Origin of the sequence: Salmonella sp. A29-2 (assembly GCF_020150755.1) — a bacterium.
GTDB classification, from domain to species: domain Bacteria; phylum Pseudomonadota; class Gammaproteobacteria; order Enterobacterales; family Enterobacteriaceae; genus Salmonella; species Salmonella enterica.
Genome location: NZ_CP083731.1, coordinates 36,874 through 49,089, shown reverse-complemented (window position 1 = coordinate 49,089; position 12,216 = coordinate 36,874). Strand labels below are relative to the sequence as shown.

General features: G+C 53.3%; 12 protein-coding genes and 1 pseudogene. 6 read left to right on the top strand and 7 right to left on the bottom strand.

Going from position 1 to position 12,216, the window contains the following annotated elements; genetic code table 11:
- Window positions 1-7: 7 nt before the first annotated feature.
- Both fucP and rbsK read right to left on the bottom strand, forming a co-directional pair.
- The gene (gene fucP, locus K8W53_RS00235) at window positions 8-1,324 is read right to left on the bottom strand and encodes an L-fucose:H+ symporter permease (protein ID WP_000998359.1); all 1,317 of its coding nucleotides are present in this window, start codon (window positions 1,322-1,324) and stop codon (window positions 8-10) included.
- A 30-nt stretch (window positions 1,325-1,354) separates the two neighbouring features.
- Window positions 1,355-2,275: a ribokinase gene (gene rbsK / locus K8W53_RS00230; RefSeq protein ID WP_000350272.1), complete on the bottom strand. Its 921-nt coding sequence runs from the start codon at window positions 2,273-2,275 to the stop codon at window positions 1,355-1,357.
- Window positions 2,276-2,599: 324 nt separating this feature from the next.
- On the opposite strand from rbsK, the gene K8W53_RS00225 reads away from it, so the two are divergent.
- On the top strand, window positions 2,600-3,385 hold the full coding sequence (locus K8W53_RS00225; protein WP_000448642.1) for a DeoR family transcriptional regulator: 786 nt from the start codon (window positions 2,600-2,602) through the stop codon (window positions 3,383-3,385).
- Between the two features lies 1 nt (window position 3,386).
- Here K8W53_RS00225 and ilvN read toward each other — a convergent pair whose 3' ends face one another.
- The 3 genes from ilvN to ivbL all read right to left on the bottom strand — a co-directional run bounded on the left by ilvN (window position 3,387) and on the right by ivbL (window position 5,574).
- Window positions 3,387-3,677 carry an acetolactate synthase small subunit gene (ilvN, locus tag K8W53_RS00220; protein ID WP_001171826.1) on the bottom strand — a complete coding sequence of 97 codons (291 nt, stop codon included), beginning with the start codon at window positions 3,675-3,677 and terminating at the stop codon, window positions 3,387-3,389.
- A 3-nt stretch (window positions 3,678-3,680) separates the two neighbouring features.
- Window positions 3,681-5,369 carry an acetolactate synthase large subunit gene (gene ilvB / locus K8W53_RS00215; protein WP_000168439.1) on the bottom strand — a complete coding sequence of 563 codons (1,689 nt, stop codon included), beginning with the start codon at window positions 5,367-5,369 and terminating at the stop codon, window positions 3,681-3,683.
- A gap of 106 nt (window positions 5,370-5,475) precedes the next feature.
- A complete protein-coding gene (gene ivbL / locus K8W53_RS00210) occupies window positions 5,476-5,574 on the bottom strand; it encodes an ilvB operon leader peptide IvbL (protein ID WP_001541152.1) in 99 nt (32 codons plus the stop codon).
- A gap of 522 nt (window positions 5,575-6,096) precedes the next feature.
- Here ivbL and K8W53_RS00205 point away from each other — a divergent pair.
- From K8W53_RS00205 to emrD, 4 genes and pseudogenes are all read left to right on the top strand, one after another.
- Window positions 6,097-6,211 (top strand): annotated as a pseudogene (locus K8W53_RS00205) (hypothetical protein).
- Window positions 6,208-6,297, top strand: a complete 90-nt coding sequence (gene tisB / locus K8W53_RS00200) for a type I toxin-antitoxin system toxin TisB (RefSeq protein ID WP_000117642.1) — start codon at window positions 6,208-6,210, stop codon at window positions 6,295-6,297. Before K8W53_RS00205 ends, tisB begins: the two are co-directional and overlap by 4 nt.
- Window positions 6,298-6,389: 92 nt before the next feature.
- Window positions 6,390-7,250, top strand: a complete 861-nt coding sequence (locus K8W53_RS00195; RefSeq protein ID WP_001531658.1) for a DMT family transporter — start codon at window positions 6,390-6,392, stop codon at window positions 7,248-7,250.
- 202 nt (window positions 7,251-7,452) lie between these two features.
- Entirely contained in the window at window positions 7,453-8,637 is a 1,185-nt protein-coding gene (gene emrD, locus K8W53_RS00190; protein WP_000828744.1) for a multidrug efflux MFS transporter EmrD, read from the top strand.
- On the opposite strand, the gene K8W53_RS00185 is transcribed toward emrD, so the two are convergent.
- The gene (locus tag K8W53_RS00185) at window positions 8,564-9,649 is read right to left on the bottom strand and encodes a cellulase family glycosylhydrolase (protein WP_052939256.1); all 1,086 of its coding nucleotides are present in this window, start codon (window positions 9,647-9,649) and stop codon (window positions 8,564-8,566) included. The two genes, emrD and K8W53_RS00185, sit on opposite strands and share 74 nt — an antisense overlap.
- Before the next feature lie 63 nt (window positions 9,650-9,712).
- Window positions 9,713-10,636 carry a DNA-binding transcriptional regulator DsdC gene (gene dsdC / locus K8W53_RS00180; RefSeq protein WP_001651066.1) on the bottom strand — a complete coding sequence of 308 codons (924 nt, stop codon included), beginning with the start codon at window positions 10,634-10,636 and terminating at the stop codon, window positions 9,713-9,715.
- Between the two features lie 225 nt (window positions 10,637-10,861).
- On the opposite strand from dsdC, the gene dsdX reads away from it, so the two are divergent.
- The gene (dsdX, locus tag K8W53_RS00175; RefSeq protein WP_000543317.1) at window positions 10,862-12,199 is read left to right on the top strand and encodes a D-serine transporter DsdX; all 1,338 of its coding nucleotides are present in this window, start codon (window positions 10,862-10,864) and stop codon (window positions 12,197-12,199) included.
- Window positions 12,200-12,216 lie beyond the last annotated feature (17 nt).

Sequence of the window (12,216 nt, the reverse complement as noted above, 5' to 3'; positions counted from 1 at the left end):
GATCTCCTCAGGACGCGGCGACTTCAGCCAGGTTGCCGCGCACTTTGCTTTCGCGCCAGAAGTAAACGCCAACGTAAACAAAGCACAGCATGGAAACCAGGAATGAGAGCTGTAGCGAGTGGAACATGTCCGCCACGTAGCCCTGAATCGCGGGAACCACCGCCGCGCCGACAATCGCCATCACGATGACCGCCCCCGCCATTTCGGTATGCTCGTTATCGACGGTATCGAGCGTTCCGGCATAAATGGTCGCCCAGCAGGGGCCAAACAGAACACTGACCAGCACCGCCACGTATACCGCGCTAAAGCTGGGCGCCAGCGCCACGTAGGCCAGGAACAGCGCGCCGATCACAGAGTAAAGGATCAGGACTTTTTCCGGGTTAAAGCGTGTCATCAGAATGTTGGCGATAAACTTGCCGATAAAAAAGCAGGCGAAGCTGTAGACCATAAAGGTTGAGGCATCGCGCTCATTGATATCGCCTAACTCCAGCGCCAGACGGATAGTGAACGACCAGACCGCCACCTGCATTCCCACATACAGGAACTGCGCCACAATACCGCGACGGAAACGGGCGTTGCTGGCGAGATAGCGTAGCGTATCCAGCGCCGAGGGGCGTTTATGACTCGCGGTTTGCGCGACTTTACAGGTCGGGAAACGCGTCAGCAGGAACAGTACCATCACCACTACCAGAACCATAATCATGTACTTATAGGGTTCCAGAGTGTTTTCCAGCATCAGCACCTTGAAGTTGTGGACTTGCTCGGCATTCATGCCCGCCATCTGTTTTTCCAGGCTTTCCCCTTCGGAAAAGACCAGATACTTACCCAATAAAATGCCTGCCGCCGCGCCGATCGGATAAAAGGTCTGGCTGATATTCAGCCGCAGCGTGGCGTAGGCTTTCGGCCCGATCATCGAACTGTAGGTGTTCGCCGCCGTTTCCAGGAAACTCAGGCCAATCGCAATGGCGAAAATCGCCGCGAGGAACATGGTGTAGGTCGCCATGTGCGACGCCGGGAAAAAGAGCGTACAGCCGACAATGTATAGCGTCAGGCCGATAAGTATCGCCACTTTATAACTGGTTTTTTTAATGACCAGCGAGGCCGGAATAGCAATTAAAAAATAACCGCCATAAAAGGCGCTTTGTACTAATGCCGAAGCAAAGTTGCTCAGCGAAAATACACTTTTAAATTGCGTAATCAGAATATCATTTAACGCGGCTGCGCATCCCCATAATGGGAATAAACAGGATAACAAAATAAACTGGAACAGAGGTGTCTTATTCAGATACCCGTCGGGCATCTGAACGATGTTTTTATCGTTCATAGTGCTACCTTTAACAGTGCAGGGTGATTGTTATTCGTTCAACGAAAGATACTCATTAAATTGCTCAATACTTGGATAAGAGGATTGGGTGCCTTTCCCGGTGACGCTGAAAGCGGCAAAGAGAACGGCTTTTTTCATGGCGGCTTCCACATCCCCGCTCTGGACGTAGTAATGCGCGAAACAGCCGATAAAGGCATCGCCCGCGCCGCTGGTATCAACAGCGTTCACTCTAAACGCCGGAACATGGACTTCCTGGTCACGCGTCATCCACAGCGCGCCTTTCTCACCCATGGTGACAATAATATTGTTCAGCCCTTTATCTACCAGCGAACGTGCCGCTGCGCGAATATGGTCATAGGTATCCACTGGCATACCGGTTAATATTTCCAGCTCGGTTTCATTGGGTACAAAGAAATCGCATTTACAGGCATAAGACATATCTAATTCCCGTAATGCTGGCGCAGGGTTTAATAACACTTCAATCCCGTGTTTCTTGCCAAATTCTATTGCGTGATAAACCGTTTCCAGCTGAACTTCCAGTTGCAGAACAATAAGCTGGCATTTTTTTAAATCTTCCGCCGCGCGATCGATATCTTCCGGCGAGAGAAACTTGTTAGCGCCTTTGATGATCAGAATGCTGTTGCTGGAGTTGGCGTTGACGAAAATCGGCGCTACGCCGCTGCTGGTACACGGTACTTTTTCTACATACGTCGTATTGATCCCCCAGGATTCGAGATTACGAATGGTGTTGTCGGCAAAAATATCGTCGCCCACTTTGGTCAACATCAATACTTTTGAATTGAGCTTAGCGGCCGCCACGGCCTGGTTCGCCCCTTTTCCGCCGCAGCCGATTTTAAACGCCGGCGCTTCCAGAGTTTCCCCTTCTTTGGGCATCTGGTTGGTGTAGGTGATAAGGTCCACCATGTTAGAGCCAATAACCGCGATATCCATTTTACTCCCTCTCAGAAATCGTCACACGACAATGATATTAAAATAACATTATCATGTTACTTCCGTATCATTTGTGACTATGATCGCGATTAGAGGATCATTTTGCCATTTACTGCGTGAACAATCCCTGGCGGAACATACGCGCATCAAATCATTTTTAGGGTTACAATTTACTGAAAATTAACTATTTATTGTTATAAAACGCGAATAAACCCACTTTTATTTCCTGACGGCCAGACGTATAGTAGTGCCACACTGTAATGTTCTCAGAAACACATAAATGTTACTGATGGAACATAACAACATGATTTGCGGAGAGGGTGAATGGAGACCAAGCAAAAAGAACGTATCCGACGCTTGATGGAGTTACTGAAAAAGACCGATCGAATCCATCTGAAAGACGCCGCGCGGATGCTGGAAGTTTCGGTGATGACCATTCGCCGCGATCTCAGCCAGGATGATGACCCTTTACCGCTGACGCTGCTCGGCGGCTATATCGTCATGGTAAATAAGCCTACGTCTTCAACCAATATGCCGCTGCCGGCGAAAAAGACGCATCATCGGGACGACCTTCCCGTTGCGATCCTGGCCGCCGGCCTGGTGCGTGAAAACGATCTGGTTTTTTTTGATAACGGTCCGGAAATGCCATTAGTTATCAGCATGATACCGGATGATATTACCTTTACCGGGATTTGCTACTCGCATCGGGTATTTATCGCGCTGAATGAAAAGCCTAATGCCACGGCGATTCTGTGCGGCGGCACCTATCGGGCCAAGAGCGATGCCTTTTATGATGCCAATAATCCTTCGGCGCTGGATTCGCTCAATCCGCGCAAAGTGTTTATTTCCGCCAGCGGCGTACATGAACATTTTGGCGTGAGCTGGTTTAACCCGGATGATCTTGCCGCCAAACGTAAAGCGATGGAGCGCGGTCTGCGCAAAATTTTGCTGGCGCGTCACGCCCTGTTTGATGAGGTCGCGCCTGCCAGCATTGGTCCGCTTTCTGCCTTTGATGTCCTGATTAGCGATCGCCCATTACCGACAGATTATGCCGTTCACTGTCGGAATGGTTCCGTCAAAGTCATCACGCCTGATTCGGAAAGTGAATAACTTACTCAAAAAAGACGGCAATTTTATTGAACATGGTGGGATCGGACTGGTTTCGTACCACCTTCGCCACGTCTTCCAGTTTATCGATCTGGCTTATCATCTGTTCAAGCCGCTGATCGTCATTGACCAGAAGCCAGATGCGGCTCTGATCGCTACCCTGAATCGGTAAACAGAGAATACCCTCAACGTTGAAAGCGCGTCGGGCGAACAGCCCGCAGACGTGGGTCATCACGCCAGGATGGTTGCGAACGGTCAGCTCCAGAATAACGTTATCATGTGATTGTTTCTGCATGGCTTATTCCCCCACCATCTCTGTATTTGCCGCGCCCGGCGGCACCATCGGATACACTTTTTCTTCTGCATCAATGCGCACATGGATCAACGCCGGTCCAGGACGACGAATGATAGCCTGCAACGCCGCCTGCGGATCGGCTTCGTTATTCAAATCACAGGTGTCCAGACCAAACCCGGCGGCAATCTGCATAAAATTGATGCTTCCCGGATAGGTTGCCGCAAAAACGCCCTGTTTATAGAACAGACTCTGTTGCTGATGTACCAGTCCCAGCGCGTCGTTATTCATCAGGATAATTTTCACATCCAACTGGTTTTCACTGGCGGTAGCCATCTCCTGAATATTCATCATCAAACTACCGTCGCCGGAAAAACACAGCACCTTGTTGCCCGGATTCGCCAGCGCCGCGCCAATCGCCGCGGGCAGACCAAACCCCATGGTGCCCAGCCCGCCGGAAGTCAGCCACTGACGCGGACGGTTGAGCGGATAAGCCTGCGCGGTCCACATCTGATGCTGACCTACGTCAGTGGTAATAATCGCGTTGTCGTCCACACAGGCGGCGACTGCGTTAATCAGCCCATAGTGACTAAGCGGGTTATTTTCCTGGGGAATACTGCAGGGGAATTCTTGCTGCAAGTCCGCCACCAACTGATGCCATGCTTCCCGCGGCTGTGCCTCGATATGGGGAATTAACTGTGCCAGTACATCATCGACATCCGCCTGAATAGCCACATGCGGCTGCTTAATTTTGCCTAACTCGGCGCGATCGATATCCACATGGATGATTTTGGCGTTCGGACAAAACTGCTCCGTTTTGCCAATCGCCCGGTCATCAAAACGCGCGCCCAGGACAATCAGTAAATCGGCCTCTTGCAGAATAAAATTGGTACTGCGCGCGCCGTGCATCCCCAGCATTCCTAACGACAGCGGATGCGCCTTAGGCAGCATTCCCAGCGCCATTAAGGTCATTGTCGTCGGCAGTTGCGCTTTTTCCGCCAGTTCGCGCACGCGTGTCGGCGCATTGATCACGCCGCCGCCCAGATACAGCACCGGACGCTTCGCCGCGTTAATCATTGCGGCGGCCTCGCGGATACTCTCCGCGCTAAACTCCGGCGGGGGTGATTTTTCCGCCGGCGACGGCAACGCATCCAGCTCAATTGTCGCCGTCTGCACATCTTTAGGAACGTCTATCCACACCGGTCCGGGACGCCCAGACTGCGCCAGACGAAAAGCATCGCTCATCACCTGAGGCAGCTCGTTGATATTTCTGACCAGATAGTTGTGCTTGGTGATGGGGATAGAGATACCGTAGGTATCCACTTCCTGAAACGCGTCAGTACCGATCATGGACGCCGGAACTTGCCCGGTAATGCAGATTAACGGAATGGAATCCAGGCGCGCATCGGCAATGGCCGTGACCAGATTGGTCGCGCCCGGTCCGCTACAGGCCATACAAACAGCAGGTTTACCCTCCGTCCGCGCCATCCCCTGCGCAATAAACCCCGCGCCTTGTTCATGGCGCGCCAGAATATGACGGATTTGCGTGCTTTGGCTTAACGCGTCGTAAACGGGGAGGATCGAACCACCGGGAATGCCGGTGACGATACGAATCCCCTGGCGCTCCAGAAAATGAACTATAAATTCCGCGCCCGTAAAGCGCTGAGGTGTAGATGTTGTGCCCGAACTTGCCATGCTCCATTCCTTTTATTCTGAGCCGACGTTCCGGGAAGGTGTCTTAAACAAAAAACCCCGCCCGGTTTGCGCCGGCGGGGTTTTGGAATCGTGTGTGTTCCGGACCCTACGGCGCATTGCCGACGACCACCACCACACGCACGACGACCACTGCGCGAGATGGCGCAGTTGTTAGTAGGGTCGCGTTCAGCATGGAAGGGTTCATTAGGGGCCTTGTCTGTTTGTTATTAACACGTTTTATACAAGCACAGCGCTTTCAGCATGACAACGGAAAAATTTTCATCTGCACAAAAATGCGTCAGCGATCACATTTTTCTACGAATTTACACGCTTTGAGTATAGGCGTAATAAGCGTAGCGCCCTCCGGTAATCGCCGGGATTGATGATTACGCGTTTCACAATGCCGGAAAACAAAAAACCTCGCCGAAGCGAGGTTCTTACAGCGTAATGCGGGTGGTAGCCGCGAAGCACACTGTGTTATGTCAACAGCAGAAGTATACGCGTTCTGTGCAGAACGCGCAATTTCGGCGCGAATTTTGATGAATTTGAGTATGGATCAGAAGCTCCGTTCTGTCTATAAATTACTGTTCATTTATACAGTACTTAACTATAATGTCTTTGACACAATGTGTTATGCGGGGGCCGCATCGTAAACCGGCGCAACGAAGTCCTGGCTGAAACGGGTGGTGCCGTCAGCGCCTTAACCCCCTCGTGAGCACACTGTGTTATGTCAACACGCACACTATTCCTCGCAAAAGGGATCGCGTGCGCAACAGCTGGCAACAGGCAGCGGAAAGGTACGTCGGCTGGCAGTGCTCCTTAACCACAGGAGACGCGTATGAGCGTAGTGGATATCACCATTCTTATCCTGAAACTCATTGTTGCAGCACTGCAACTGCTTGATGCTGTTCTGAAATACCTTAAGTAATTCAGATTCAAGCCGCACCGAAGGGGAGCGGGCAACCGCTCCCCTTTCACCTTATCCGCTGGTCTTTCGCTTCCCGGGTATGTTACGTTTTTATGACACCCTCAACGACGCCTGACGCTATGACCCTTTCCGTTTTCTGCATTTTGCTGTTCGCCGCGCTGCTACATGCCAGCTGGAACGCCATTGTCAAAGCGGGAAACGATAAGCTCTACGCCGCGATCGGCGTCAGCGGTTCCGCGGCGGTCATGGCATTGATCCTTTTGCCCTTCTCGCCGCAGCCAGCTCACGCCAGTATCCCTTTTTTAGCGGCCTCTACCGCGCTCCAGGTGGTGTATACCGTCCTGGTGGCGAAAACCTATCAGGTCTCGGACATGAGCCAGACCTATCCTCTTATGCGCGGCACCGCGCCGCTGCTGGTGGCGCTCATTAGCGTTCTGTTTCTTGGCGACAGCCTGTCGTCGATGGCCTGGGTCGGCATCGCAGTGATCTGCATGGCGATACTTGGGATGGCCTGTAATGGCCGCGCCAGCTCTCAACGTGGTGTCGTGCTGGCATTAACTAACGCTTGTTTTATTGCCGGATATACGCTGGTGGACGGGACCGGCGTAAGACTCTCCGAAACGGCGCTGGGCTATACGCTATGGTCATTTTTTCTCAACGGCGCCTGCCTGTTAACCTGGGCGATGATTGCGCGGCGGCGGGAAGCGTCGCGTTATCTGGCGCAACAGTGGAAAAAAGGCATTTTTGGCGGGATTGGCACTATGGGATCTTATGGGCTGGCGCTATGGGCCATGACCCAGGCGCCGCTGGCGGTGGTCGCCGCGCTGCGTGAGACGTCGATTTTATTCGGCGCGCTGATAGCCTGGCTGTTGCTTAAAGAGAAAGTGGCCGGGCTACGTCTGGTGGCGGCTGGCGGGATTGCCCTCGGGGCGATTTTACTCCGTCTGTCATGATCGCCCAATAACAGCCGCAGACGTAACACATTCTCGGCAACATTTGTTGCCGCTTTTGTTTACATATCCTGCCGTTCCTTCGTCTGCCATTGCTGGTTGCTGTCTGGCCTTCTTTTTCTGGTGTGATAGATTCCTCTCGCATTTATGGGAATGCGCAGCAAGTTATTCTTATTTTTTCTTTTTTTGAAAAGTAATCAGCGAAATGAAAAGGCAGAGAAACGTCAATTTGTTGTTGATGTTGGTGTTACTGGTGGCCGTAGGGCAGATGGCGCAAACCATTTATATTCCCGCCATCGCCGATATGGCACAAGCGCTAAACGTCCGGGAAGGCGCCGTCCAGAGCGTAATGGCTGCTTACCTCCTGACCTACGGCGTCTCGCAACTGTTTTACGGCCCGCTTTCCGACCGGGTTGGGCGCCGCCCGGTAATCCTCGTCGGCATGTCTATTTTTATGGTAGCGACCCTGATCGCCATGACCACGCATAGTTTGACGGTGTTGATTGCCGCCAGCGCCATGCAAGGGATGGGAACCGGCGTTGGCGGAGTAATGGCGAGAACGCTCCCGCGCGATCTGTATGAAGGAACGCAACTTCGTCATGCCAATAGCCTGTTAAATATGGGGATTCTGGTCAGCCCGCTGTTAGCGCCGCTGATTGGCGGCCTGCTGGATACCCTGTGGAACTGGCGCGCGTGTTACGCTTTCCTGCTGGTGCTTTGCGCTGGCGTCACCTTCAGCATGGCGCGCTGGATGCCGGAAACCCGCCCCGCCGGCGCGCCGCGCACACGGCTGATCGCCAGCTATAAAACGCTGTTTGGCAACGGCGCATTTAACTGTTACCTGCTGATGCTAATCGGCGGGCTGGCTGGCATTGCGGTCTTTGAAGCCTGTTCCGGCGTGCTGATGGGGGCAGTATTAGGTCTCAGCAGTATGGTGGTAAGCATTCTGTTTATTCTGCCGATTCCGGCGGCGTTCTTCGGCGCCTGGTTTGCCGGACGCCCGAATAAACGCTTCTCAACCCTGATGTGGCAGTCAGTTATTTGCTGTCTGCTGGCAGGCCTTATGATGTGGATTCCCGGCTGGTTTGGCGTGATGAACGTCTGGACGCTACTCATCCCCGCTGCGCTGTTTTTCTTCGGCGCCGGGATGTTATTTCCACTGGCCACCAGCGGCGCGATGGAGCCGTTTCCGTTCCTCGCAGGCACCGCTGGCGCGCTGGTCGGCGGGCTGCAAAATATTGGTTCCGGCGTACTGGCGTGGCTTTCGGCAATGTTGCCGCAAACCGGTCAGGGCAGTCTGGGACTGTTGATGACCCTTATGGGATTACTGATCCTGGCGTGCTGGCTGCCGCTGGCGTCACGGATATCGCATCAGGGACAGACGGTTTAACGTTCCCCTCGCCCGGCTTTTTGCCGGGCGTTTCACATTCCGGCGCGATCATCGCATTGAGCAGGGGCTCCTGCGCCGGACGCCACGCTCCTTCTTCGCCGTCATAAAACTGAGTGTCCGCGTTTATCGCATACGGAATATGCGCTTTTTTCAGTTCGCAGGCCATAAAACGGGCAAACGCGAACTGTGAAGCGACCGGCGTGATTTTTATCGACTCTCCCGGCGCCCATCCGCCCACCCAGCTTGCATGGCCGGTCTTATGCTGCCAGCGAACCGCGGCATTAATCCGTGCCCGAATCGCCGCTTTTTCCGCCGCCGTGCCTGACGTCCACGGATATTTACCGCCGCTTTTCAGGAGCCCCCACGGGAAGATGTGCCACTCCGCCAGTACATAGTTCTGGCTTTGCGCCGGCAGTTTAAGCGCCGACAAATCCTCCGGCGCGGCGCGCATGCGGGGGGCAACGAAAATCATCCGCTGTGGGTCAATGGCGTGAATCAGGCGGATGGTTTTGTCATATACGCGATTCAGCGACGCCATATTATGATTAAGTTTGTCGGCAGGCTCATAAATGAGATCGAACCCCAGAAGCGGGGATGTCTGACCAAAATAGCGCGCGACCACGCTCCACCAGTTGATCAGCTCCTTTTCATGGCTGGCGCTGGGATCGGTTTTATACGCATCCGCCTGATAGGCAATAATGGGTATGACGCCATAGTATTCGCAGGCTTCTACCAGCTTACGCAAATGGATGAGGCGCGCTTCCGTCGGCGCGCCTGCCACACGGATACGGACATGCGTTAACCCTTTTGCCTTAAAATCCCGCACGACCAGCGGATCAAACTCACGGATACCCCGTTCCGTTCGCGCCCAATCAACATCCATCCCAACGCCAAGCTGCTGCGCATAGCGCGCCGCCGTCAAAGGCATCGGTTTCGCATAGACGACCGCGCTGGTCAGCATGAGAGAGGCAATAAGCGGTTTAAACACGGCGCCCCCTAAAATTTTTACCACGGTGATAGCACGTATTTAGCATATTCACTCCCGGCAGGTGTAGCGACAAAGCGTAATAAATCTTCACACCTGTTCCTGCAACCAGCGAATAAATGCCTCGATTTTCGGCCACTGCCTGCCAGGCAGAGTGGTGACATAATAATGCTGATGACATTTCAGCCTCATGTCACCAAAAGGCGCAATCAGTTCACCGCTGTCGAGACGCTTTTGCACCAGCCGTTTACGCCCCATCGCCACGCCAATGTGGTTCATCGCAGCAATCACCGCTAAATCAGAACGATCGAAGCCAATGCCGGATGAATCCGGCAAATTTACCGCAAAATGCTGCGCCCAACTGTGCCACTCATCGGTGCCCGAATCGTTACTCCACGCCTGTCTGTCGTGTAAGAGCGTACAGTACCGCAGGTTATTCAGGTTGTCCTGCAAGGCGAAACGACGGGCATAATCCGGGCTGCAAACGGGCAAAATTGCCTCATCCATTAAAAAATGGTGCGTGAGCTGCGCCGACGGCGCATCGTCAAAATAGATAGCCAGGTCAATGCCGGCACGCTGTAGGTTAACGTTATCGTTGCCGGTCAGCATAGTGAGAGAAATTGACGGATAGCGACGGGTAAAGTCCCCCAGCGCGGGCACCAGCCAGCACTGGGCGATAGAGGGACGTGAATACACGGTTAGCGTGCCGGACAGTTCCTGATTTTTGATATCGAGGATTTCCTGATTCAACGTATCCAGCGACGATTTCAGCGCCCAGAATACCCGTTTGCCTTCATGGGTAAGCTCCACCTTACGGTGAGAGCGGACAAATAGCTGGATTCCCAACTCGGCTTCCAGTTGATTGATACGATGGCTTACCGCACTGGGGCTTAACGACAGCTCATCTGCCGCCAGAGCAAAGGACTGGTGTCTGGCCGCGACTTCAAAAGTATAGAGTTTGGATAACTGCCAGCCGTTGAGTAAGCGGTTTCGGGTATCGCGAAGGGGTTCCATGGCAACCTCAGTCATCTTTTAATTTCCCGAAGTGTAAAAAAACACGCTGAAAAAATCCGCACATAGATGAAGCGAAATGAACCATATCGCAAAATAAAGGCAATATTAGATGGAAATCACATAGTTGATTCAATTTACATCATGTGAATGGCAAATTATATCGTTTGTCAGGAGGTGCTGTTTTTCTGTCCAATAAGAACAGATTAATCACAGGGTAGGTGAGATATGCACGCTCAAATCTGGGTAGTGAGCACGCTGCTGATCAGCATCGTGTTAATCGTATTGACCATCGTGAAGTTTAAATTCCACCCCTTCCTGGCGTTACTGCTCGCCAGTTTCTTTGTCGGCGCGATGATGGGCATGGGGCCGCTGGAGATGGTCACAGCGATAGAAAACGGAATAGGCGGTACGCTCGGTTTTCTGGCCGCCGTTATCGGTCTTGGCACCATCCTCGGCAAAATGATGGAGGTTTCCGGCGCGGCGGAACGCATCGGGCTTACGCTCCAGCGCTGCCGCTGGCTCTCTGCTGACGTGATCATGGTACTGGTGGGGCTGATTTGCGGTATCACGTTGTTCGTGGAAGTGGGCGTCGTGTTGCTCATCCCACTGGCGTTTTCTATCGCTAAAAAAACCCATACCTCGCTGCTGAAGCTGGCCATTCCGCTGTGTACCGCGCTGATGGCCGTCCATTGCGTGGTACCGCCGCATCCGGCTGCGCTGTTTGTCGCAAATAAACTGGGGGCGGATATCGGCTCGGTGATTGTCTACGGTCTACTGGTCGGGCTGATGGCCTCATTGGTCGGCGGCCCGCTGTTCTTAAAGTTTCTGGGTAATCGTCTGCCGTTCAAGCCCGTACCGACAGAGTTTGCGGATCTTGAAGTGCGCGCCGAAAACACCCTGCCATCGCTGGGCGCAACGCTGTTTACCGTTCTGCTGCCGATTGGCCTGATGCTGGTGAAAACCGTCGCTGAACTGAATATGGCGAAAGACGGCACGTTGTATACGCTGCTGGAGTTTATCGGTAATCCGATCACCGCAATGTTTATCGCTGTCTTTGTAGCGTATTACATACTCGGTCTGCGCCAGCATATGGGTATGAGCGCGCTACTTACCCACACCGAAAACGGCTTTGGCGCCATTGCGAACATCCTGCTGATTATCGGCGCGGGCGGCGCGTTCAACGCCATTCTCAAAAGTAGCGGGCTGGCGGACACGCTGGCGGTGATCCTCTCAAATATGCATATGCACCCGATTCTGCTGGCATGGCTGGTAGCGCTGATTCTGCACGCGGCGGTCGGCTCTGCGACGGTGGCGATGATGGGCGCCACGGCGATTGTTGCGCCCATGCTGCCGCTCTATCCTGACGTCAGCCCGGAGATCATTGCGATTGCCATTGGTTCCGGCGCCATTGGCTGCACGATCGTGACCGATTCCCTGTTCTGGCTGGTCAAGCAGTATTGCGGCGCTACGCTGAATGAAACGTTTAAATACTATACGACGGCCACGTTTATCGCATCTGTCGTTGCACTGGCTGGCACATTCCTGCTTTCCTTTATCATCTGATCGTAAAGAGACGTACT

What these genes read in the sequence shown, in the direction of transcription:
- fucP (WP_000998359.1), bottom strand. Translation starts at nt 1,324, where the DNA reads ATGAACGATAAAAACATCGTTCAGATGCCCGACGGGTATCTGAATAAG.
- rbsK (WP_000350272.1), bottom strand. Translation starts at nt 2,275, where the DNA reads ATGGATATCGCGGTTATTGGCTCTAACATGGTGGACCTTATCACCTAC.
- K8W53_RS00225 (WP_000448642.1), top strand. Translation starts at nt 2,600, where the DNA reads ATGGAGACCAAGCAAAAAGAACGTATCCGACGCTTGATGGAGTTACTG.
- ilvN (WP_001171826.1), bottom strand. Translation starts at nt 3,677, where the DNA reads ATGCAGAAACAATCACATGATAACGTTATTCTGGAGCTGACCGTTCGC.
- ilvB (WP_000168439.1), bottom strand. Translation starts at nt 5,369, where the DNA reads ATGGCAAGTTCGGGCACAACATCTACACCTCAGCGCTTTACGGGCGCG.
- ivbL (WP_001541152.1), bottom strand. Translation starts at nt 5,574, where the DNA reads ATGAACCCTTCCATGCTGAACGCGACCCTACTAACAACTGCGCCATCT.
- tisB (WP_000117642.1), top strand. Translation starts at nt 6,208, where the DNA reads ATGAGCGTAGTGGATATCACCATTCTTATCCTGAAACTCATTGTTGCA.
- K8W53_RS00195 (WP_001531658.1), top strand. Translation starts at nt 6,390, where the DNA reads ATGACACCCTCAACGACGCCTGACGCTATGACCCTTTCCGTTTTCTGC.
- emrD (WP_000828744.1), top strand. Translation starts at nt 7,453, where the DNA reads ATGAAAAGGCAGAGAAACGTCAATTTGTTGTTGATGTTGGTGTTACTG.
- dsdC (WP_001651066.1), bottom strand. Translation starts at nt 10,636, where the DNA reads ATGGAACCCCTTCGCGATACCCGAAACCGCTTACTCAACGGCTGGCAG.
- dsdX (WP_000543317.1), top strand. Translation starts at nt 10,862, where the DNA reads ATGCACGCTCAAATCTGGGTAGTGAGCACGCTGCTGATCAGCATCGTG.